Source organism: Porphyrobacter sp. HT-58-2 (genome assembly GCF_002952215.1).
Taxonomy (GTDB): domain Bacteria; phylum Pseudomonadota; class Alphaproteobacteria; order Sphingomonadales; family Sphingomonadaceae; genus Erythrobacter.
The window spans coordinates 73,228-92,629 of record NZ_CP022600.1 but is presented as its reverse complement, the minus strand read 5'-3'; the positions used below and the strand labels follow the sequence as shown (position 1 = coordinate 92,629).

General features: G+C 65.2%; 23 protein-coding genes. 6 read left to right on the top strand and 17 right to left on the bottom strand.

Annotated features, from left to right (window positions below; translation table 11 throughout):
• Positions 1-57: 57 nt before the first annotated feature.
• Entirely contained in the window at positions 58-939 is an 882-nt protein-coding gene (locus tag CHX26_RS00480; protein ID WP_104940676.1) for a dienelactone hydrolase family protein, read from the bottom strand.
• Positions 940-1,072: 133 nt separating this feature from the next.
• Here CHX26_RS00480 and CHX26_RS00475 point away from each other — a divergent pair, with 133 nt between their 5' ends.
• From CHX26_RS00475 to CHX26_RS00465, 3 genes are all read left to right on the top strand, one after another.
• Positions 1,073-3,235, top strand: coding sequence for a PQQ-dependent dehydrogenase, methanol/ethanol family (locus tag CHX26_RS00475; RefSeq protein ID WP_104940675.1), 2,163 nt, complete (start codon positions 1,073-1,075; stop codon positions 3,233-3,235).
• Positions 3,236-3,237: 2 nt separating this feature from the next.
• On the top strand, positions 3,238-3,699 hold the full coding sequence (locus tag CHX26_RS00470) for a beta-lactamase hydrolase domain-containing protein (RefSeq protein ID WP_104940674.1): 462 nt from the start codon (positions 3,238-3,240) through the stop codon (positions 3,697-3,699).
• A gap of 121 nt (positions 3,700-3,820) precedes the next feature.
• Entirely contained in the window at positions 3,821-4,234 is a 414-nt protein-coding gene (locus CHX26_RS00465) for a hypothetical protein (protein ID WP_104940673.1), read from the top strand.
• On the opposite strand, the gene purU is transcribed toward CHX26_RS00465, so the two are convergent.
• The 7 genes from purU to CHX26_RS00430 all read right to left on the bottom strand — a co-directional run bounded on the left by purU (position 4,231) and on the right by CHX26_RS00430 (position 11,006).
• Positions 4,231-5,097, bottom strand: coding sequence for a formyltetrahydrofolate deformylase (gene purU / locus CHX26_RS00460; protein ID WP_104940672.1), 867 nt, complete (start codon positions 5,095-5,097; stop codon positions 4,231-4,233). The genes CHX26_RS00465 and purU overlap by 4 nt on opposite strands.
• The gene (locus CHX26_RS00455) at positions 5,094-5,501 is read right to left on the bottom strand and encodes a hypothetical protein (RefSeq protein WP_199797838.1); all 408 of its coding nucleotides are present in this window, start codon (positions 5,499-5,501) and stop codon (positions 5,094-5,096) included. The genes purU and CHX26_RS00455 overlap by 4 nt, the downstream gene beginning before the upstream one ends.
• A 1-nt stretch (position 5,502) precedes the next feature.
• Positions 5,503-6,516 carry an NAD(P)H-dependent flavin oxidoreductase gene (locus CHX26_RS00450; RefSeq protein ID WP_104940671.1) on the bottom strand — a complete coding sequence of 338 codons (1,014 nt, stop codon included), beginning with the start codon at positions 6,514-6,516 and terminating at the stop codon, positions 5,503-5,505.
• Positions 6,517-6,527: 11 nt separating this feature from the next.
• Positions 6,528-7,712, bottom strand: coding sequence for a formate-dependent phosphoribosylglycinamide formyltransferase (gene purT, locus CHX26_RS00445; RefSeq protein ID WP_104940670.1), 1,185 nt, complete (start codon positions 7,710-7,712; stop codon positions 6,528-6,530).
• A gap of 35 nt (positions 7,713-7,747) precedes the next feature.
• Positions 7,748-8,680: a GGDEF domain-containing protein gene (locus CHX26_RS00440; RefSeq protein ID WP_104940669.1), complete on the bottom strand. Its 933-nt coding sequence runs from the start codon at positions 8,678-8,680 to the stop codon at positions 7,748-7,750.
• Between the two features lie 260 nt (positions 8,681-8,940).
• Complete coding sequence (locus CHX26_RS00435) at positions 8,941-9,630, bottom strand: helix-turn-helix domain-containing protein (protein ID WP_104943159.1); 690 nt, start codon at positions 9,628-9,630, stop codon at positions 8,941-8,943.
• A gap of 104 nt (positions 9,631-9,734) precedes the next feature.
• Entirely contained in the window at positions 9,735-11,006 is a 1,272-nt protein-coding gene (locus CHX26_RS00430) for an aspartate kinase (protein ID WP_104940668.1), read from the bottom strand.
• 49 nt (positions 11,007-11,055) lie between these two features.
• On the opposite strand from CHX26_RS00430, the gene ubiG reads away from it, so the two are divergent.
• Positions 11,056-11,793 carry a bifunctional 2-polyprenyl-6-hydroxyphenol methylase/3-demethylubiquinol 3-O-methyltransferase UbiG gene (ubiG, locus tag CHX26_RS00425; RefSeq protein ID WP_104943158.1) on the top strand — a complete coding sequence of 246 codons (738 nt, stop codon included), beginning with the start codon at positions 11,056-11,058 and terminating at the stop codon, positions 11,791-11,793.
• Here the strand turns inward: ubiG and CHX26_RS00420 are convergent.
• The 6 genes from CHX26_RS00420 to CHX26_RS00395 are packed head-to-tail and all read right to left on the bottom strand — an operon-like array spanning position 11,790 to position 16,008.
• Entirely contained in the window at positions 11,790-12,821 is a 1,032-nt protein-coding gene (locus CHX26_RS00420) for a glycerophosphodiester phosphodiesterase family protein (RefSeq protein ID WP_104940667.1), read from the bottom strand. The genes ubiG and CHX26_RS00420 overlap by 4 nt on opposite strands.
• Complete coding sequence (locus tag CHX26_RS00415; RefSeq protein ID WP_104940666.1) at positions 12,814-13,797, bottom strand: AAA family ATPase; 984 nt, start codon at positions 13,795-13,797, stop codon at positions 12,814-12,816. Before CHX26_RS00415 ends, CHX26_RS00420 begins: the two co-directional genes overlap by 8 nt.
• The gene (gene pnuC / locus CHX26_RS00410) at positions 13,794-14,369 is read right to left on the bottom strand and encodes a nicotinamide riboside transporter PnuC (protein WP_104940665.1); all 576 of its coding nucleotides are present in this window, start codon (positions 14,367-14,369) and stop codon (positions 13,794-13,796) included. The genes CHX26_RS00415 and pnuC overlap by 4 nt, the downstream gene beginning before the upstream one ends.
• 19 nt (positions 14,370-14,388) lie before the next feature.
• Positions 14,389-14,739 (bottom strand): arsenate reductase, encoded by a 351-nt coding sequence (locus CHX26_RS00405; RefSeq protein WP_104943157.1) that lies wholly within the window; start codon positions 14,737-14,739, stop codon positions 14,389-14,391.
• A gap of 55 nt (positions 14,740-14,794) precedes the next feature.
• The gene (ruvC, locus tag CHX26_RS00400) at positions 14,795-15,268 is read right to left on the bottom strand and encodes a crossover junction endodeoxyribonuclease RuvC (protein WP_104943156.1); all 474 of its coding nucleotides are present in this window, start codon (positions 15,266-15,268) and stop codon (positions 14,795-14,797) included.
• Positions 15,265-16,008 (bottom strand): YebC/PmpR family DNA-binding transcriptional regulator, encoded by a 744-nt coding sequence (locus tag CHX26_RS00395; protein ID WP_104940664.1) that lies wholly within the window; start codon positions 16,006-16,008, stop codon positions 15,265-15,267. The genes ruvC and CHX26_RS00395 overlap by 4 nt, the downstream gene beginning before the upstream one ends.
• Before the next feature lie 29 nt (positions 16,009-16,037).
• On the opposite strand from CHX26_RS00395, the gene CHX26_RS00390 reads away from it, so the two are divergent.
• Complete coding sequence (locus CHX26_RS00390; RefSeq protein ID WP_146107602.1) at positions 16,038-16,802, top strand: CPBP family glutamic-type intramembrane protease; 765 nt, start codon at positions 16,038-16,040, stop codon at positions 16,800-16,802.
• A gap of 7 nt (positions 16,803-16,809) precedes the next feature.
• Here CHX26_RS00390 and CHX26_RS00385 read toward each other — a convergent pair whose 3' ends face one another.
• The 3 genes from CHX26_RS00385 to CHX26_RS00375 all read right to left on the bottom strand — a co-directional run bounded on the left by CHX26_RS00385 (position 16,810) and on the right by CHX26_RS00375 (position 17,861).
• Positions 16,810-17,157 carry a heavy metal-binding domain-containing protein gene (locus tag CHX26_RS00385; protein ID WP_233997210.1) on the bottom strand — a complete coding sequence of 116 codons (348 nt, stop codon included), beginning with the start codon at positions 17,155-17,157 and terminating at the stop codon, positions 16,810-16,812.
• A 77-nt stretch (positions 17,158-17,234) separates the two neighbouring features.
• A complete protein-coding gene (locus CHX26_RS00380) occupies positions 17,235-17,471 on the bottom strand; it encodes a DUF2312 domain-containing protein (RefSeq protein ID WP_086606733.1) in 237 nt (78 codons plus the stop codon).
• A gap of 78 nt (positions 17,472-17,549) precedes the next feature.
• Positions 17,550-17,861, bottom strand: coding sequence for a DUF1244 domain-containing protein (locus CHX26_RS00375; protein ID WP_104940662.1), 312 nt, complete (start codon positions 17,859-17,861; stop codon positions 17,550-17,552).
• 65 nt (positions 17,862-17,926) lie between these two features.
• Between CHX26_RS00375 and pyk the strand changes: the two genes are divergently transcribed.
• Positions 17,927-19,399 (top strand): pyruvate kinase, encoded by a 1,473-nt coding sequence (gene pyk, locus CHX26_RS00370; protein ID WP_104940661.1) that lies wholly within the window; start codon positions 17,927-17,929, stop codon positions 19,397-19,399.
• Positions 19,400-19,402: the final 3 nt, after the last annotated feature.

Genomic DNA, 19,402 nt, shown 5'->3' with positions numbered 1-19,402 from the left:
AGCGGACATGGCGCGTTTTGCCAGGAGGTGCGCAGTGCCGGGGGCACTGCTGCGTGCCTATCCCAGCGCGTTGGCGTAGAGTGCCTTGAGGTCGGCCTCGCCCCGTGCGGCGGCGGTGGCATCATAGGCGGGGCTGTCGGACACCATCCAGCCGTGATCGCCGGGGTAGACCGTGACAATCGCATCGACATCGGCGGCCTGTGAGGCGGCAGCGAAGGTGGTCTTGTCATCCGGCGCCTTGGCGTCATCGTCCTGCGCGACGGCAATCAAAAGATCGGCATCGACCTTGCCAAGCAGCGCGTGCGGGCTCATCGGGTTGTCCTTGCGCACCAGACCGCCACCATGGAAACTGGCCGCGGCCTTGATGCGAGACGGGACAGAGGCGGCGCTCCAGATCGTGAATGGCCCGCCCATGCAATAGCCCTGCGTGCCGATGCCGCGCGCGGTATCAACGCCCTCTTGCCCGTCGAGCCATGCGACGATTGCGGCGGCATCGCGCATGATTGCTTCTGCGTTCAGCTTGCCGCGCCACGGGCCGACCTTCTGGAAGCCGCCGTCCGCGATGAAGGCGGCGAAATCGGCGAACTGTTCGCCCGCCACATCGCGGTAATAAGGGTTCACCACGAGCACGGCAAAGCCCGCCCCCGCCAGCTTGCGCGCGATATTGCGCTTGGCCTCGCGCACCCCGGCAATATCGGGCCAGAGAATGACGGCGGGATGCTGGCCGCTGGACGGATGGACGAAGAACCCGTCGAGCGTGCCGTCGTCGGTGGCAAAGGTGACGCCGCGTTCCGCGAGGTCGGCGGCGGGCGACTGTGCCGCGCCTTCGCCTTCGCTGGTGGCGCAGGCGGCCAGCGCCGCGGCTCCTGTCAGCGCCCCGAACTGGCGGCGGCTTACGGCCTGTCTGGCCCAGTCGGCGAGTTTGCTTTCATCGCACATCGTCAATCTCTCCTGTCAGCCCCTCGCCACTAGCATTTCTGGCCTTCCCCGGCGCGATCCACAAGCGGCAATGGACAAGCCTGCACCGCTTCGCCAACATGGGTTGCATAATAACACTGGGAGAGCGGGACTCATGAACCTTGTGCGGTGGGCATGCGGTGCGGCGTTGCTTTTGTCGGCCGGGACGCTGGCGAATTGCAGCCAGATCTTCGAGGGCGAGAGCGAGGGCGGAATCACCAACGCGATGCTGGTGGGGGCGGACAGCGATACCGCCAACTGGATCGGCCACGGCCGTACCTATTCCGAACAGCGCTTCTCGCCGCTCGATGGGATCAACCGTGAGAACGTGGGCAATCTGGGCCTGGCCTGGGCTGCGGACATCAACGGCAGCCGCGGCCAGGAGGCAACGCCGCTGGTGATCGACGGCAAGCTCTATCTCACCACCGAATGGAGCATCGTGAAGGCCTTTGATGCGGTCACCGGCAAGGAGCTGTGGACCCATGATCCCAAGGTTCCCAAGGAGACCGGTGTCAAGGCGTGCTGCGATGTGGTGAACCGCGGGCTGGCGGCATGGGGTGACCGGCTGTTCTTCGGCACGCTGGACGGACGGCTGGTGGCGCTCGACCGCGAGACGGGCCGGGTCGAATGGGAGACGGTGACGGTCGACCAGACCAAGAGCTACACCATAACCGGCGCGCCGCGCGTGATCGACGGCAAGGTGATCATCGGCAACGGCGGGGCGGAATTCGGCGTGCGCGGCTTTGTCGCTGCCTATGACGCGGACAGCGGCAAGCAGCTGTGGAAGTTCTACACCGTGCCGGAAGGCGGGCAGGGCGACGATGCGCCCGCCTATCTCCAGAAGGCAGCCGAAACATGGAACATGGACGTGCTGGGCGCATCGGACGCGATCGGCGGCGGCGGGACGGTCTGGGATTCAATGGCCTACGACCCGGATCTCGATCTGCTCTACATCGGGGTCGGCAATGGCTCCCCGTGGAACCGCGCCTATCGCAGCCCCGGCAAGGACGGGACGGGGGAAGGGGACAACCTTTACCTCTCCAGCATCGTCGCGATCCGGCCCAAGACCGGGGAATATGTCTGGCACTACCAGACCACCCCGGGCGAAACGTGGGACTATACCGCGACCCAGCACATCATCCTTGCCGACATGGAAATCGACGGTCGCTCACGCAAGGTGCTGATGCAGGCGCCCAAGAACGGCTTTTTCTATGTGATCGACCGCGAGACGGGGAAGTTCATCAGCGCCAAGCCCTATGTGACGGTCAACTGGGCGAGCGGCATCGACCCTGTCACCGGGCGTCCGATCGAGAATCCTGCCATGCGCATCGACAAGACCGGCAAGCCCGCAATGGTCACGCCGGGCGCGCTGGGCGGGCATAACTGGCACCCGATGGCCTATCACCCCGGTGAAAATCTGGTCTATATCCCGGCTTTCGAGGCGGGGATGCTCTACGCTCCGCAAGCCAACTGGAAGCCCGACCGTGCGCGCGGGTTTAATGTCGGGTTCGACTTTGCCGGCGAACTCCCCTCCGATGGCGGGTTCCGTCAGCAAGCCGCTGGCGCTTTGCGCGGGATGCTGGTGGCATGGGACCCGGTGGCCCAGAAGCCGCGCTGGACGGTTGAACATCCCGGCCCATGGAATGGCGGTGTGCTGGCGACCGGCGGGGGCCTCGTGTTCCAGGGCACCGTCGGCAGCGAGTTCAACGCCTATGATGCGGCGACCGGCAAGAAGCTGTGGAGCTTCGATGCGCAGACCGGCATCGTCGCCCCGCCTGTGACCTACACGGTCGATGGCGAGCAATATGTCGCGGTGCTGGCGGGCTGGGGCGGCGCCTATGCGCTGTCGGTCGATGGCGATCTGATCAAGCGCAAGGCACCGGTGCGCAGCATTCCGCGCCTGCTGGTGTTCAAGCTCGGCGGGACAGCAAAGCTCGGGCCGCGACCCGATTTCGCCGATGAACCGCTCGATCCGCCGCCCAGCACCGCCACCCCGCAGCAGATCGCGCTGGGGCAGGCCAAGTATGGCCGTTACTGCGCGGTCTGCCATGGGCCGGGTGCAGTGGGTTCGACCGTGCTGCCTGACCTGCGCCGTCGCGCTTCGTTGGCCAGCGCGGATGCCTGGCGCAGCATCGTCAGCGAAGGCACCGGCAACGGCATGGCAGGCTTTGCCACCTCGCTCAGCAAGGACGAGATCGAAGCGATCCGCGCCTATGTCATCGACCGGGCCAATGCCGACAAGGCGATCGAATCCCCGCGGACGGCATCAAGGCGATAGGGATGAAGGAAGGTGATCCCGTCGATATCCGCAATTGGCAGCGGCGAGCGGACGGGATCACCACTTCGGGCAAGCTCGATGCGCACGACCCGGCGCGCCTTGCGGCCATCGGCGTGCGCCATGTCATCAACCTCGCGCTGGATAGTCATCCCGAGGCATTAGCGAACGAGGCTGCCCTGATGGAGGCTGCGGGGATCGCCTACAGCCATATCCCCGTCCCCTTCGATTCACCCGAGATCAGCCACGTCGCCGCACTGGCAGAGGCGCTGGCGGCCCATCCGGAACCCGTCCACGTCCACTGCATCATGAACTGGCGCGTCACCGCCTTTTTCTACCTGCTTGACCGCGCGGCGGGCGTGCCGGAACGGGAGGCTCGGGTGCGCATGGCCGCAATCTGGGACCCGCTCGCCAGTAACGACCCTCGCGCCGCGCCGTGGCGGAGGTTGCTGAAGGAACAGGGTTAACCTGCTGCCAGCTTTGTTCAGAAAAACCTGGCCAAAGCTTGCTAAATCCTGACTGCCTCGTTCAGCGAGCGGGCAAGGCCGATCCGGCACATTCTCCATGCCAGCCATGAGGGGATACGCCATGCACCACAGACCTCTGCTTTTCTCCGCCGCCGCACCGCTTGCCGCTGCCTTCGCGGCCTTCGCTCTGCCCGCTGCGCCTGCTGCCGCACAGGCCTTGTCGAGCGGCGATTTTGCCCAGTGTACGGTCTATGATCGGGATGGGCGCAATCGCGGGCTTGACAGCGTGTGCCTCGAAAGGAAGCGCGCGCAGATCGCCCGCTTCCAGAATCAGCAGAACCGTTTCAACGGTGCGCCGGTCTATAACACCTGGGGTTCCACGCCTTGCCCGACCTGGGCCAATGGGGGGCGCGGGTTCAGCTATACGGTCAATAGTGACGGCAGCTTCCCAGGTTATGCTGCCGCCTTTGATGCGGTGCAGAACGGGCGGCCCTGCATGCCGCAGCCCAACATCATGTTGCGCGGTGTGCGCTAGCCCCTGAACACCACCGTCCGGTTCCCGTTCATCAGCACGCGCTCCTGTGCGAACAGCCGCACCGCATCGGCCAGCACGCGGCGTTCGATATCGCGTCCCTTGCGCACGAGATCCTCAGGGGAATCGGCATGGGTGATGCGCTCGACATCCTGATGGATGATCGGGCCTTCATCGAGATCGGCGGTGACGAAGTGTGCCGTCGCGCCGATGATCTTCACCCCGCGCGCGTGGGCCTGATGGTACGGCCGCGCGCCCTTGAAGCCAGGCAGGAAGGAGTGGTGGATGTTGATGGCGCGTCCGGCGAAATGGGCCGATTGCTCGTCCGAGAAGACCTGCATGTAGCGCGCCAGCACCACCAGCTCGGCGCCGGTCTCATCGGCCAGGGCGCGGAACTGCGCTTCGGCGGCGGGCTTGGTGTCGGGCGTGACGGGGATGTGGTGGAAGGCAATGTCGCCGATATCCACCCGGATCGCGGCCTCGCGCGGGTGGTTGGAGACGATCGCGACAATGTCGATAGGCAATTCGCCTGTGCGGCAGCGATAGAGCAGATCGACCAGACAGTGATCGAACTTGCTGACCATGATGATGGTGCGGCGCGGGCGATCCTCGCTCGCCATCTTCCACTCCATCGAATATTCGCCCGCCAGCGCGGCGAAATCGGCGCGCAGGCCCTCTGCGGTCGAGCCGTCGGGGTCAAACACCACCCGCATGAAAAAGCGGTCGCCGCCGCCGTTGCCCGCCCGGTCGTTGAACTGCTGCGCATCGAGGATGTTGCATCCGCGCTCGAACAGGAAGCCGGTCACCCGCGCGGTGATGCCGGGCCGGTCAGGGCAGGCGAGCGTGAGGATGAGGGGTTGGGTCATTGCTTACCTTCTTCGCGAAACCGCTGGCATTGCGCAATCCACCAGTCGCATTGCTCTGGCGTGTAGCCGTAAAGAAGGCCTTCACGGCGCTCGTGCTCGTCGGTCCATGGCCCGTCCGAGTTCTTCAGCTCCCACATCGCCTCGATGCGGTGCTGCTCGCCCGGCAAGGCGAAGAAGACGTGGTGCCAACGGGCAACCTTGCTGTCCGGCCGGATGTTCGGTCGAAAGCGGTCAGCGCGAATGATGCGGCCCGCCGCGACGTGGCGGTCGAACATCCTGAAGTATCGCAGCACGCAATCCGGCCAGAAGCCCTCGCCCTCCACGAAATGAGCAAGCGGCTTTCGCCCAGCCAGCATCAGCCCCAATTCGCGATTGGTGTGGATGAGGTAGGGCGGCTCTTCCACTCTAGCGTGCCAACGCCGCCTCGCATTGGCTCATCAGTTCGGCAATGATATCGGCGGCGGGTTCTTCCTTGGTCACCATGCCGACCGACTGCCCGGCCATGACAGAACCATTCTCGACATCGCCCTCGATCACCGCGCGGCGCAGGGCACCGGCCCAGAAGTGCTCGATCTGGAGCTGCGCCTCGCCCATGTCGACCTCGCCCGCGTCGAGCAGGGCGGCGACTTCGCGCTGCTTGGCGGTGAATTCCTCGGTGCCCTTGTTCTTCAGGGCGCGCACCGGGATCACCGGCAGGCGCGGATCGACCTGCACGCTGGCAATCGCCTCGCGGGCCGAGGCGCGGAAGAAGGCCTTCTTGAAATCGGGGTGAGCGATGCTCTCGGTCGCGCAGGCGAAACGGGTGCCGAGCTGCACACCAGCCGCGCCCATCTCAAGGTAGCTCGCAATCGCCTCGCCGCGGCCGATGCCGCCGGCAACGAAGATCAGGTGTTCTTCGGCCAGCGCTGGCAGGATTTCCTGTGCCAGCACCGAGGTGGAGACCGGGCCGATATGCCCGCCCGCTTCCATGCCCTCGATCACCAGCGCATCCGCGCCCGAGCGCAGCAGCTTCTTGGCGAGGGCAAGGGTGGGGGCAAAGCAGATCACCTTGATCCCGCTCTCGTCAGCCTTGATCGCCTCGACCGAACCCTTGGGCGGGATGCCGCCCGCCAGCACCACATGGGTGACGCCATGCTTGCGGCACACGGCGATCAGATCGAACAGCGCGGGGTGCATGGTGATGAGGTTCACGCCGAAGGGCTTGGAGGTCAGCGCCCTGGTAGCGGCGATTTCGGTGTCGAGCAGTTCCGGCGTCATCGCCCCGCAGGCGATCACACCGAACCCGCCCGCGTTGGAGATGGCGGCGACGAGGTTACGCTCGCTCACCCAGCTCATCGCGCCGCACAGGATCGCGGTCTCGCAGCCGAGGAAGTCGGTGCCGCGCTTCATCAGGGCGGCGGTGTGGGGATAGGTGCTCATGGCGGCGGCGCTTAGTCGGTTGTCGGAGAATAGACAATCCGCACGGCGGCGGCGGCCTGCTTGGCGAGATCGACCGCGGCGGGCGCGTCCCCTGCGCGGGCGAGCGCCACGCCCATGCGGCGGTATGGCCGGGTGACAGGCTTGCCGAAAATCCGCACATCGGTATCGCCCAGCGCCAGCGCGTCAGCCAGCCCTGCGAAGGCGAAGTCGTCGCTCTCGCGGTCGGCGAGGATCACCGCCGAGGCTGCGGGGCGCGCAGCGATGCTCTCCGGCACCGGCAGGCCGAGGATGGCGCGGGCGTGGAGATCGAATTCGGTGAGGTTCTGGCTGGCGAGCGTCACCATCCCGGTATCGTGCGGGCGGGGCGAGAGTTCGGAGAAGATCACCGCCTCGCCCTTCACAAAGAACTCGACGCCATACAGCCCCCAGCCGCGCCCGCCGCCTTGCAGCGCGGTGACGACCTTGGCGGCCATGTCCTGTGCGCTCGCCAGCGCGGCGGCGCTCATCGCGGTGGGCTGCCAGCTTTCGCGGTAATCGCCGCGTTCCTGCCGGTGGCCGATCGGCGGGCAGAAGCTGATGCCATCCTTGTGCCAGATCGTCAGCAGCGTAATTTCATAGTCGAAGGCGATGAACTGTTCGCAGATCACCCGCGCCCGGTCGCCGCGCATATTGGCGACGGCATATTGCCACGCAGCCTCCAAGGCTTCGGGCGTATCGACCTTGCTCTGGCCCTTGCCCGAGGAGGACATCACCGGCTTCATCACCAGCGGATAGCCGATGCGTGCGGCGATGGCCTCACACTCGGCGAAACTTGTCGCATAGCCGTATTGCGAGGTCACCAGCCCCAGCTCGCCCGCCGCCAGATCGCGGATCGCATCGCGGTTCATGGTCAGTTGCGCCGCGCGGGCGCTAGGCACGATGGTGAAGCCTTCCGCTTCCAGATCGGCGAGCATCTCGGTGCGGATCGCTTCGATCTCGGGGACGATCAGATCAGGCCGGTGCTTCTCCGCCGCCGCCCTCAGCGCCGCGCCATCGAGCATCGGGAACACCTCGCGGGCGTCCGCCACCTGCATCACGGGCGCATCGTCATAGGAATCGCAGGCGATCACCCGCGCTCCGAGGCGCTTGGCGGCAATCACGAATTCGCGGCCGAGTTCTCCGGAACCGAGCAGCAGGATGGTGGCAATGTGGCTCATGGGGGCGGTTTAGCCACCCCGCGCCACAAGTCCAGTTACGCTGCCCGCCTGTGTCCCGCCACCGCCACCTGCTTGCCGCCGCCGGCGCGGGCGAGCACCAAGCCTAATTCGGCCTCGCGCAAGGTCCAGTCGACGGTGCATTCCACCCGCGCAAGGCCAGCGCTGGCGGTCAGTTGCGGGGCTTTGGCAGAAGCAGGGGCAGCAAGACCCGCGAAAGTCGTCACCACATCCTCGGCCCATTCGCGCGCCGCCCGCATGGTCATTTCCGGTAACAGCACCCCAAATCGTTCGCCATCCAGCTGCGCGACCTCATGGCCCGGTGTTGTCAGTGTCTGGGCCATCGTTTCGAGGAACTTCGCAAAGCCCCACAGCACCTCGTCCGCGGTGCGCTGGCCATATCGCAGCAGGAGCGCGCGCATCCCGTCGACCGCGAAGACTGCGACCACTTGTCCGCCGCCGCCCGCAAGGTGCCGTCGCAGGCTCGCACAGAACGCCTGCCGGTTGGCAAGGCCGGTCAGCGGATCGGTGATCGCGCGGGTGTGCAGTTCACCTTCAAGACTGCGCAGATGCTGCACTGATCGCATCAGGCACAGCGCGCCATCGGCCACGCCCACAGCGTCGCACATCGGCTTCAGGCTGAGCGCATACCAGCGTTCGCAATCAGGCTCGTGGCAGGTGTCGCGTTCAGGACAGGCGATAACCGGGAATTCCACCCATCCGTCCCGTGACTGCCCAGCCAGCGCTGCAGCAACATGTGCACCAAGGAAAGCTGCATGATCGCGCTTCGCCAGATCGGTGATGTGGGGATGGAGGAGCGTCGCTGAGAGATCCAGTCCCAATTCGGCAATATTGGCTGATGCGTGGATAATGAACCCGTGCCGGTCAAGCCTGACGACGATATCGCCCGAAGTCTCTTCCAGCAGACCGCGCAGGACGCGGCCTTCGACTTCGCTCAAACCAATTTTCATACCGACAGTGCCCCAGCGGTCCAACGAAAGATTCGCCAACTCGCTCTTAGTCAGATTTACTTGGCAACTAAAAATATCTTATCAGGAGCAAAACAACCTTTGTCTTCCCGAAAGAATACCCCGTTATTTGTTAACTAAGTAAACTTACTTGACTAAAAAACGAATCACCTCCGGGTTTCGTTTACCATATTTTTCTATAGGATCATTTATTCCAATACGTATTTGGCTCGATCCGTAACCACGTCTAGGTGCGGAGAAACTCAGAGCTCCAGCATGATCCTTACCGCCTGAGGGGCAATGCCGCAGGCCTCGGCAATCCGCGTGCGGCACTCCTCGATCACCTCGGCGGAATTGCTCGGAGCTCCGGCGGGCTCGACCAGTTCAGCCGGCGGCACGCCGAGCGCCGCGGCAATTGCATCGAGCCGTTCGGGCAGGGGGCGCGCCTTGCCTTTTTCCCAAGCCCACACTGTCGGCTTGCTGACACTGAGTGCCGCTGCGACATCGGCCAGGGTCAAGCCTGCCTCGCGCCGCAGCCGGTTCAGCCGCGGTCCCAGCCCTTCGCCCGTGCCACGCACACGCTGAGGCAGGCCGGAGGGGCGCTCCGGCACGCCCGGCGCAAAGCCCTGAAGCTGGGCGGCAGCCAGCGCTGCCGGGCCGAGTTCCTGATCGAAAGCGCAGCCGTAGAGCTGCTCGCTGCGCCACACCACCATTGCCGTTACCGGGCCAGCCTCGGGCAGATCGAGCGCCAGCTGCTCGCCTTCCGTCAGGGGCAACGCGGTTTCAATCAGCAGGCCGGCGGCAGAGATGTTGTGGATGGTGACATTGCCTTCGTCCCCGTCAGGACCGGCATCGGGGGCGAAGCCGCTGGTTTCGAGCCGCAGTGCGCGGCGCGGTGCAGCGCGCTGACCATCGGCAGCCACGGCATGATCGAGATGGGCCTTGATGGCCATGATGTGCGCCCTTTCGCTCACAATGAGAGAGCGCACACAGTCCAGCCATAGAAGTTAAGACATCCTCACCTGAAATGGTTAATTCGGGTGAAGCGGGCTACCCGTCAGCTAACCGCATCGAGCCCATAGGCCGTGTGCAGCACGCGTACGGCGAGTTCGGTCTCGTCCTCGTCAATCATCACGCTGACCTTGATTTCGCTGGTCGAGATTGCCTGAATGTTGATGCCGCGGTCGGACAATGCGCGGAACATTGAAGAAGCGACGCCCGCGTGGCTCTTCATGCCGACGCCGACAACGCTGATCTTGGCAATCTTGCTGTCGGTGATGATGCGGTTGAAGCCGATCGCGTCGCGGCGATCCTCCAGCAGTGCCTGGGCCCGGGCGAGGTCAGCCTGGGGGACGGTGAAGGTCACGTCGGTCTCACCCTTGTCGCGGCCGACGTTCTGGATGATCATGTCGACATTGATCGAGGCCGCAGCGAGCGGCTCGAAGATGTTGGCTACCGCGCCCGGACGGTCAGGCACGCGGGTGAGGATCACCTTGGCCTCGTTCTTGTCATGCGCGATGCCGGTTACAAGCTGGCGTTCCATCAGGCCCTTCTCCACCAATTCGTCCATTTCCTCGTCCGAGACGATCATTGTCCCGGGCAGATCATCGGCGGGCGGGGCGCCTTCGCCGATGAAGCTCGACAATACCTGCACCCGCACCTTTTCCTTCATGGCAAGGCCGACCGAGCGGGTCTGGAGCACCTTGGCCCCGACGCTGGCGAGTTCGAGCATTTCCTCGTAAGTCACCGCCTTCTGCTTCTTCGCCTTGGCGACGATGCGCGGGTCGGTGGTGTAGACACCGTCGACATCGGTGTAGATGTCGCAGCGATCCGCCTTGATCGCGGCGGCCACGGCGACCGCCGAGGTATCGGAACCACCCCGGCCCAAAGTGGTCACGCGGCCCGCTTCAGACAGGCCCTGAAAGCCGGGGATCACCGCAATCTCCCCTGCTTCGAGTGATGCGATCAGAGCGTCAGAGTCGATAGATTCGATCCGTGCCTTGGCGTGAGCCTCGATCGTCCGGATCGGTAGCTGCCAGCCCAGCCAACTGCGCGCCTTGCAGCCCAGCGCCTGCAAGGTCAGCGCGAGGAGACCGCTGGTCACCTGTTCGCCGCTCGCCACCACCACGTCATATTCGGCCGGGTCATAGAGCGGGTTGGCTTCACGGCAGAAGTTCACCAGCCTGTCCGTTTCGCCCGCCATGGCGCTGACCACCACGGCGACTTGATCGCCGCGGGCGGCCTGCGCGCGCACAATATTGGCGACACGGCGGATGCGCTCCGTCCCGGCCATCGAGGTGCCGCCGAATTTCATCACGATACGCGCCAAGAGGAAGCTCCCGCTGGTGAGTGTTCGCGCGCGCTGTTAAGGGGGGATGATGGGAAACGCAAACGTATCGAATGTAACTATCCGGCCCGAGGAAGCCGATTTCTTCGCAGGCCTTGCGCGCGACTGGTGGAACCCCAAGGGGCCGATGGCCAGCTTGCATCAGGTGAACCCGGTGCGATTGGCCTTTGTCCGCGACGCGATCGACGCGCATTGGCCCAATGCGGCGCGCGCAGCCAGGCCGCTGGCGGGCAAGAGCGCGCTCGATATCGGCTGCGGGGCGGGGCTGCTGTGCGAGCCTTTGGCGCGGCTGGGCGCAGCCGTGACGGGCGTGGACGCGGCGGCGGAGAATGTCGCCGCTGCCAGTGCGCACGCGGACGGCATGGGCCTTGATATCCGCTATATGGCGGGCGAAGTCGGGGCGCTTGATATCGGCCAGTTCGATCTCGTCACCAGCGTCGAAGTGATCGAGCACGTCGCGGACAAGCCCGCGTTTCTGCGCGATGTCGTGGCACGGCTGGCCCCCGATGGCCTGCTGGTCATGTCCACCCCCAACCGCACGGCAGCCTCGCGCGTGCTGCTGGTCGGCGCGGCGGAGGCGGTGGGCTATGTCCCCAAGGGCACACACCATTGGGAGGACTTCATCACCCCCGAAGAGCTGGAAGGCTTGCTGACCGAGGTCGGCCTGACCGTGACGGCCAAGCGCGGCATCGCATGGCGGCCGGGCAAAGGGCTGCACCTGTCGGACGACATGGCGCTGAACTATATTCTGTCGGCGCGGCTGGCCTAAGGGCAGCTCCGGAGCTTCAGCGGCCCGTCGGTGAACACCCCTGCAACCCCTGCCGCCTTGAGCAGTTCCGCCAGCCTCACATCGCCGCAGCCCTTGCCCTTGGGATCTTCGCCCGTTCGCAGCATCGGCGGCAGAAACTCGTTCTCCGGCCGTACCGTCCATGCATGCACTGCCAGCCCTGCCGCCTTCGCATCGGCAACCAGCGGGGTCAGCGTGCCATCGGGGGCAAGGATGAGGGCGATGTGCGCCCCCACCACGTCGGCATATTTCGCCACCTCGGCCAGCCCCGTGGGCGTCACCATTTCGGCATAGCGCATCGCTGGTTCATCCGCCGGCCCGCCGATAGGCGCGATCAGCTGCACCAGCCGGAACCCGCCACCGCGTGTCTTGAGGCGCTGGAGCGGGCCGACTTCGAAGCTCTGGATAAACACGGGATCATCCGGTGTGATTCCGAGCTGACGAAACTCGCGCAGCAAGAGGTCGACCATGTCGATCCCAGCATCCTGAAGCAGAAACTCCGGGTGCTTGAGCTCCGGGTAAAGCCCGATGCGCCTTCCTGTCGCGGCTTCCTTGGCACGCACCAGCTTCACGATCTCGGCGAGGGTCGGCACCTGATACAGCCCGTCAAACCGCGCATTGGTGGGGCGCAGTGAGGGGATGCGCTCTTTCGCCCGCAACGTCCGCAGTTCGGCCAAGGTGAAGTCCTCCGCGAACCAGCCCGCGACCCGCTGACCGTCGATGGTCTTTTCGCGCCGCCTGTCTTCGAATTCCTCGCGGGTGGCGACATCGGTTGTGCCGGACAGTTCATTCTCGTGTCGCGAGACCAGCACGAGGTCTTTCGTGGCGACCAGATCGGGCTCGATGTAATCCGCGCCCTGATCGATCGCGCGCTCGTAGGATGCGAGCGTGTGCTCGGGCCGTTCGGCGCTCGCGCCGCGGTGCGCGATAATCAACATCTCGCTCTCCTGTGCTGCCGCAGGGGTTGCCGCCAGCAGCAAAGCGGCAAGGATCGGGCGGAGTTTAAGCATCTATCGCTCCTATTGCGGTGCGCGCGGCGGCAAGCCTTTCTTCGCCATGGCCGGAAATCCGCACGAAAGGCACTCCGGCGTCTTCCAGCACCTGCTCCACGATCCTTGCAAACCTGTGACGGTCGGCCGGGTCGCTGAAGAAACGGGTACCGTCGTCGATCCACGGGAGATCGGGTTCGAGCAGCAGGTAGATATCGGCTTTTGGGGCCTGCATCAGTTCCTGCGGGCGTTCCCCCAGCAGCATTTCGCACCACGCTGCAGTCATCAGCGCGTCGGTATCGGCGATCAGGAGCGGCCCGGCCCATTCGGCAGTGGCAGCGATCATCGCCTGCTGCGCGCGACCGATCAGAAGCAGATCGTCCATCGTCAGCGGTGCCTTGTGCGCCTCGCAATGGCTACGGCCATACTCGCCCACGATCGTTGCGCCGGTGGCTTGCGCCAGCAGCGCGGCGAGGGTGGTCTTGCCGACGCTCTCGGCCCCGTGCAGGCAGATGGTACGGCGGTAATGCAGGCGGACGGGGGCGGGGAGGTAGGTCCAGTGCGCCTCCGGACCGGCGCGCACCGCGCTGGCCGAAAGCCCCGCAACCGGATCATCGCCAAGGCCCAGCACCCGCCCGCCGAGCGGCACGAAGAAGCCGCCCGCCTGCCGCGCCAGCTCAGCGCCATAGGCCTCGCCTGCGAACAGGTAGTCGATGGGTTCGGGATGAGCAGCGGCAACGATGCCGCGCCAGACGGGCCAGAAATCGGCGCTGTCCTCCGGTGCTTGCGGCACCACCTCGCCATGACCCACCACCCGGCAATCGGGCGCGAGTTCGCGCATCCACGCCAGCCGCACCTCGCCGGGAATGGGGTCATCGGGCAGCCAGCACACCAGCACGGTCAACTCATCCACCAGCGCCCGCGCCGCGCGAATCAGCGCCATATGCCCGGCGTGCGGGGGCATGAACTTGCCGAGCAGGAAGCCGCGTTTCGTCATGCTTCCACCGCCTCGCCGCTCCGGGCGGCGCGCGCCCAGGCGATCAGGCCGGCGGTGGCAAAGCCGAGGAACACCACATACAGCCCCGCCGTGAGGTAAAGCTCGCGGTTCACATAGACCCCCACCGACAGCACATCGATGGCGATCCACAGCGCCCAATTCTCGACCCGGCGCAGCGCCAGCAGCACCTGCGCGACGACGCTCGCTCCGGCGATCGTCGCATCGGCATAGGGCAAGGCGGCATCGGTGAAAGTCGCCATCGCCCAGCCAATCCCGATGCTCGATCCTGCCACCAGCGCCAGCGCGGTGATGCGCGCAGGCCAGCCCATCCAGTCGACCGCGACCATCTGCGCCAGGCCCCCAGCGCGCGCCCACAGCCACCAGCCCCAGCCCTGCACCACGAAGAAGAACACCTGCAACCCCGCCTCGCCATACAGCCGGGCATCCCAGAAGATGACGAGGTAGAGCGCCACCATCGCCATGCCGAAGGGGTAGTTCCAGATGCTCCGCCGCACGAGCAGGCCGATATTGGCCAGCCCGAGCGCGACGGCGATGATCTCCAGCGGGTTCATGGGGGCAGAGGTGCGCGGGTCAACCGAGCGCGGCGGCCCAGTCGTCCGCCTTGAACCCCACCAGCAGGCCGCCATCGTGCTCCACGATCGGTCGTTTGATGACCGAGGGGTTGGCAGCGAGCAGGGCAGGCGCGGTGGCCGCATCGGCAGCGCGGGCCTTGTCCTCGTCCGACAGCGCGCGGAAGGTGGTGCCCTTGCGGTTGACGACCACGTCCAGCCCGGCGGCGGCGATCCATCCGGCGATGCGATCCGGGTCGGCGCCTTCCTTCTTGTAATCGTGGAAGGTGTAAGCTTGGCCCTGTGCGTCGAGCCACACGCGGGCCTTCTTCACTGTGTCGCAGTTGGGGATGCCGTAGAGGTGGATCGTCATGCCTGTCTCGTCATTGCTGCGTGCCTTGCGCTCCTCGCAATGGCGCGGGCGAGGGTCAAGAGCGCGGCGAAAGATGCGCGTCGGCAATCGCTACGGCGAGCGCATCGGCGGCATCGCTTCCCGCGATCTGAACGCCAGGCAGCAGCACCTTCACCATCGCCGCGACCTGCGCTTTCTCGGCTCCGCCCGTGCCCGTGACCGCCTTCTTGACGAGGCGGGCGGCGTGTTCGTTGACCGTCAGCCCCGCCGTCCCGCAAGCCGCCAGCACGCTCCCGCGCGCCTGCGCCAGTTTCAGGGTGGATTGCGGGTTCTTGTTGACGAAGATCTCCTCCGCCGCCGCACGGGTGGGCGCGTGGGCGGCGATCACCGTCGCCAGCCCTGCCTGAAGCGCCGCCAGCCGCGCGGCCATGGGGGCTTGCGGGTCGGTCTTGATCTGCCCGTTCGCCACATGGCTGATCCGCGCGCCCTCAGCCCGGATCACGCCCCAGCCGGTGGACGACAGCGACGGGTCAAGGCCGAGGATGATCAGCCCAGCTTCTCCATCACCGCGTCGGAGATTTCGTAATTGCCCCACACGGTCTGGACATCGTCGTCGTCCTCCAGCGTGTCGATCAGCTTCATCAGCGTGGCGGCGGTGGCTTCGTCGGCTTCCACGGTCAGCACCGGCTTCCATGCCAGTTTCACATTGTCCGCCGGGCCGAGCACCTTTTCCAGCTCGCCCGCCACGCCGTGCAGATCTTCGGCGGCGGTCCAGATGGTGTGGCCATCTTCGGAGCTTTCGACATCATCCGCGCCCGCCTCGATCGCGGCTTCGAGGACCTTTTCCTCGTCGCCGACCTCGGCCTTGTATTCGATCAGCCCGCGCCGTTCGAAGCCGTGGCTCACCGAGCCTTCGCTGCCGAGGTTGCCGCCGTTCTTGCTGAAGGCGGTGCGCACGTTGGTGGCGGTGCGGTTGCGGTTGTCGGTCAGCGCCTCGACGATCAGCGCCACGCCACCCGGGCCATAACCTTCGTAGCGGATCTCGATATAATCCTCGCCGCCGGCCTGCGAGGCCTTGTCGATGGCGCGCTGGATGTTGTCCTTGGGCATCGACTGCGCCTTGGCCGCGTTGACTGCGAGGCGCAGGCGCGGGTTCATGTCGGGATCAGGCATACCCAGCTTGGCCGCCACGGTGATCTCGCGGGAAAGCTTGGAGAACATCGCCGCGCGTTTCTTGTCCTGCGCACCCTTGCGGTGCATGATGTTCTTGAACTTGGAATGGCCTGCCATTGGACGACTTCACCGAAAATGATGGAAATGTGAGCGCGGCCCTTACTCCGGCAGCGGCGCGCGATGCAAGCTTGCGCGTGGCAGAGGAAATGGGCTGGCGCGCAAGACTGGAGGATGTGGGCCGTTTTGCACTGCGCCCGACATTTGCCACGCAGCCGCTGGCGTGGGGGCGGGCAGCGGCGCTGGCACTTGCTGTGGTCTTCGTGCTCGATCTGCTGCTGGGCGAACTGATCGTGTGGCTGACCGGCACATGGGACGAGGCCGTCGGCTTGCTGCCTGAGCTGATCGAGCAGGACATCTCGCTTGCGGAAGAACTGTTCACCGGCCTGGTGCTGGCCCCCGTGCTTGAGGAACTGCTGTTCCGCGGCTGGTTGACGGGGCGCATCGCTGCGCTGCGGTTTGCGTTCTACGGGATTGCAGCGCTGGCGTGCTTCATGGTGAGCTTCTATGCGGAGCCTGATCTGGCGCAGATTTTCGGGTTGACCGGCGTGGCGACAGCCTTTGCCGGTCTTGTCCACTGGAGCTACACCCGCCACCGCGACACTGACGTTCCAGCATGGTTCACCCGCCACTTTCACTGGTTCGTGTGGGGATCAACCCTGCTGTTCGGCGTCATCCATCTCGGCAATTACGAGCCGCTGACTCACCCGCTGGGCGTGCTGGTGGTGCTGCCCCAGACCATCGGCGGGTTGCTGCTTGCCTATACCCGTACCCGCCTGGGGTTGGGCGCGGCCATGGCACATCATGCGGCCTATAACGCGGTGTTCTTCGCCAGCGATTACGGGTGGTGGTGAGACGCGTTCAGATCTTCACTGCCGTGCCGCTTGCGCTGACCATCAGCATCGAGCCATTGGCGCCGATGACCTCGTAATCGAGATCGATCCCGACCACGGCATTGCCACCCAGCGCGGCGGCCTCGGCCTGCAATTCCTCGATCGCCTGCTTGCGCGCGTCGGCAAGGATGCGCTCGTAACTGCCCGAACGCCCGCCGACGATGTCGCGGATATTGGCAAAGAGGTCGCGGAAGATGTTGGCACCGACAATCACCTCGCCCGTGACGATGCCGCAATACTGCTGGATCGGGTGGCCTTCGATTGTCGGGGTGGTGGTGACGATCACGCTGCGTGCGTCTTTCCAAGGGGATGTCATGCCTTCTCTCCTTCAAGCCGTCTTACTGAGATAAGACAGCCTGAAGAAAGTTCAATGACGCCGGCGCACGCGCGATATCACGCCATGCCGAGCGCGTTCTTGTAGGTTTCCAGCAGCATGTCCTGTTCGCTGCGATCGTCGGGCTTCATCTTCCGGAGGCGCACGATCTGGCGCATGATCTTGGGGTCATAGCCCACCGCCTTGGCTTCCATGTAAACATCGCGGATGTCGTCGGCGATGCCCTTCTTTTCTTCTTCGAGGCGCTCGATACGCTCAATCAGCAGGCGCAGGCGGTCGTCGGTGGCGTCGGCCATGTGGGTCTCCATCGGTCATGAGAATCGGTTGGGGAGGCGATAGCCAGCCCGCCGCGCCGATTGAACCGCCCGCGCGAATTATTCCTGTGCGTTCTTCGCGATGCTGGCTTCCATCCGCGCCAGTTGTTCCGGCGTGGCGGCGGTCTGGCGGGTCGCCTTCCATTCGGCGCTCGGCATCCCGTGGATGACCTCGCGCGCCGCTTCCTTGTCGCCGGGGTAGCCTGCCTCGCGAATCCAGTCGGCGAGGCAGTTGCGGCAGAAGCCCGCCAGCCCCATCAGTTCGATATTCTGGGCATCGTGGCGGTGGCGCAGGTGGCGCACCAGCCGACGGAAGGCGGCAGCGGCCTCGGCATCCCCGAGGGTGTCGAGCGGATCGGCATTGCTATTCATCGCGGCTTTTCCTTGAGTTGAAAAACGGGTGTGCCATAGGCGACCCTAACTAGGGATCACCAAAAATGTCACGACGCGATCAGTCACGGATCGACCCGCGCGGCCGCAAGGTCAAGATTCTCGCCACCATCGGCCCTGCGAGCCGATCGCCCGAAATGCTCGAGAAGCTTGTGCGGGCAGGTGCGGACGCCTTCCGCCTCAACATGAGCCATGGCAGCCACGCCGATCACGAGCCGGTGATTGCCGCGATCCGGGCGCTGGAAAAGCAGTTTGCGCGGCCCATCGCGATCCTCGCCGATCTTCAGGGCCCCAAGCTGCGCGTCGGCACGTTCCGCGACGGGCAGGCGGTGATCCGCCATTCGGGCCACTTCACGCTCGACCGCGACGAAACTCCGGGTGACGAAAACCGCGTATGCCTGCCGCATCCCGAACTGTTCGGGATCATGGAGCGCGGCCAGCGGCTGCTGATCAATGACGGCAAGATCCGGCTTAAGGTGCTCGAAGCGGATGAGAGCCGCATCCTGTGCAGCGCCGAAGTCGGCGGGGTGATCTCCGACCGCAAGGGCGTCAACGTGCCTGACGCCGAAGTTCCGATCCCGGCGCTGACGGAGAAGGATCGCCGCGACCTTGCCTTCGCCACCGAGCACGGGGCGGACTGGATTGCCTTGAGCTTCGTGCAGCGGCCTGAAGATATCGCCGAGGCGCGCAAGCTGATCGGGACCCATGGCACTGCAATCTGCGCCAAGATCGAGAAGCCGCAAGCCGTCCACCGGCTCGATGAAATCATCGAACTGGCCGATGGCATCATGGTTGCGCGCGGCGATCTGGGTGTCGAGCTCGAACCCTTCGAGGTGCCGCCGCTGCAGAAGAAGATCGTCAATGTCGCGCGGCGTGCGGGCAAGCCGGTGATCGTGGCGACCCAGATGCTCGAATCGATGATCGAGGCGCCCACCCCGACCCGCGCCGAGGTGTCAGATGTCGCCAACGCGGTCTATGACGGGGCTGATGCGGTGATGCTTTCGGCTGAAAGCGCAGCAGGCGCCTGGCCCGAGGAATCGGTAGCGATGATGGACCGCATCGCGGTGCAGGTCGAGTGTGATGAAGGTTACAAGGAGCGTGTGCGTTTTCTCGACACGCCGCCCGATGCGACGACCTCGGACGCATTGGCGCACGCCTGCATGACCATTGCCGACACCGTGCCGATCAGTGCTATCACCGTGTTCACCTCCAGCGGCTCCACCGCGCGTCGCGTGGCGCGCGAGCGGCCCGGCACGCCGATGCTGGTGCTTACCCCATCGATGCGCACTGCGCGCCGCATGGGCCTGCTGTGGGGCGCACACGCGGTGGCGACCAAGGATATCGGCAGCTTTGAGGAAATGATCGGTAAGGGCAAGCGCATGGCGCTGCGTCACGGCTTTTCGCAGGGCGGAGCCAAGCTGATCGTGCTAGCCGGGGTGCCGTTCGGCACGCCGGGGGCAACCAACTTGCTGCATGTGGTGACTGTCAGCGGCGACGAGCTCGACAGGCACAAGCTCTGAGGC

Excerpts from the sequence above, each read along its gene's own strand:
- CHX26_RS00480 (WP_104940676.1), bottom strand. The coding sequence starts at position 939 with ATGTGCGATGAAAGCAAACTCGCCGACTGGGCCAGACAGGCCGTAAGC.
- CHX26_RS00475 (WP_104940675.1), top strand. The coding sequence starts at position 1,073 with ATGAACCTTGTGCGGTGGGCATGCGGTGCGGCGTTGCTTTTGTCGGCC.
- CHX26_RS00470 (WP_104940674.1), top strand. The coding sequence starts at position 3,238 with ATGAAGGAAGGTGATCCCGTCGATATCCGCAATTGGCAGCGGCGAGCG.
- CHX26_RS00465 (WP_104940673.1), top strand. The coding sequence starts at position 3,821 with ATGCACCACAGACCTCTGCTTTTCTCCGCCGCCGCACCGCTTGCCGCT.
- purU (WP_104940672.1), bottom strand. The coding sequence starts at position 5,097 with ATGACCCAACCCCTCATCCTCACGCTCGCCTGCCCTGACCGGCCCGGC.
- CHX26_RS00450 (WP_104940671.1), bottom strand. The coding sequence starts at position 6,516 with ATGAGCACCTATCCCCACACCGCCGCCCTGATGAAGCGCGGCACCGAC.
- purT (WP_104940670.1), bottom strand. The coding sequence starts at position 7,712 with ATGAGCCACATTGCCACCATCCTGCTGCTCGGTTCCGGAGAACTCGGC.
- CHX26_RS00440 (WP_104940669.1), bottom strand. The coding sequence starts at position 8,680 with ATGAAAATTGGTTTGAGCGAAGTCGAAGGCCGCGTCCTGCGCGGTCTG.
- CHX26_RS00435 (WP_104943159.1), bottom strand. The coding sequence starts at position 9,630 with ATGGCCATCAAGGCCCATCTCGATCATGCCGTGGCTGCCGATGGTCAG.
- ubiG (WP_104943158.1), top strand. The coding sequence starts at position 11,056 with ATGGGAAACGCAAACGTATCGAATGTAACTATCCGGCCCGAGGAAGCC.
- CHX26_RS00420 (WP_104940667.1), bottom strand. The coding sequence starts at position 12,821 with ATGCTTAAACTCCGCCCGATCCTTGCCGCTTTGCTGCTGGCGGCAACC.
- CHX26_RS00415 (WP_104940666.1), bottom strand. The coding sequence starts at position 13,797 with ATGACGAAACGCGGCTTCCTGCTCGGCAAGTTCATGCCCCCGCACGCC.
- pnuC (WP_104940665.1), bottom strand. The coding sequence starts at position 14,369 with ATGAACCCGCTGGAGATCATCGCCGTCGCGCTCGGGCTGGCCAATATC.
- CHX26_RS00405 (WP_104943157.1), bottom strand. The coding sequence starts at position 14,739 with ATGACGATCCACCTCTACGGCATCCCCAACTGCGACACAGTGAAGAAG.
- CHX26_RS00395 (WP_104940664.1), bottom strand. The coding sequence starts at position 16,008 with ATGGCAGGCCATTCCAAGTTCAAGAACATCATGCACCGCAAGGGTGCG.
- CHX26_RS00385 (WP_233997210.1), bottom strand. The coding sequence starts at position 17,157 with ATGACATCCCCTTGGAAAGACGCACGCAGCGTGATCGTCACCACCACC.
- CHX26_RS00380 (WP_086606733.1), bottom strand. The coding sequence starts at position 17,471 with ATGGCCGACGCCACCGACGACCGCCTGCGCCTGCTGATTGAGCGTATC.
- CHX26_RS00375 (WP_104940662.1), bottom strand. The coding sequence starts at position 17,861 with ATGAATAGCAATGCCGATCCGCTCGACACCCTCGGGGATGCCGAGGCC.
- pyk (WP_104940661.1), top strand. The coding sequence starts at position 17,927 with ATGTCACGACGCGATCAGTCACGGATCGACCCGCGCGGCCGCAAGGTC.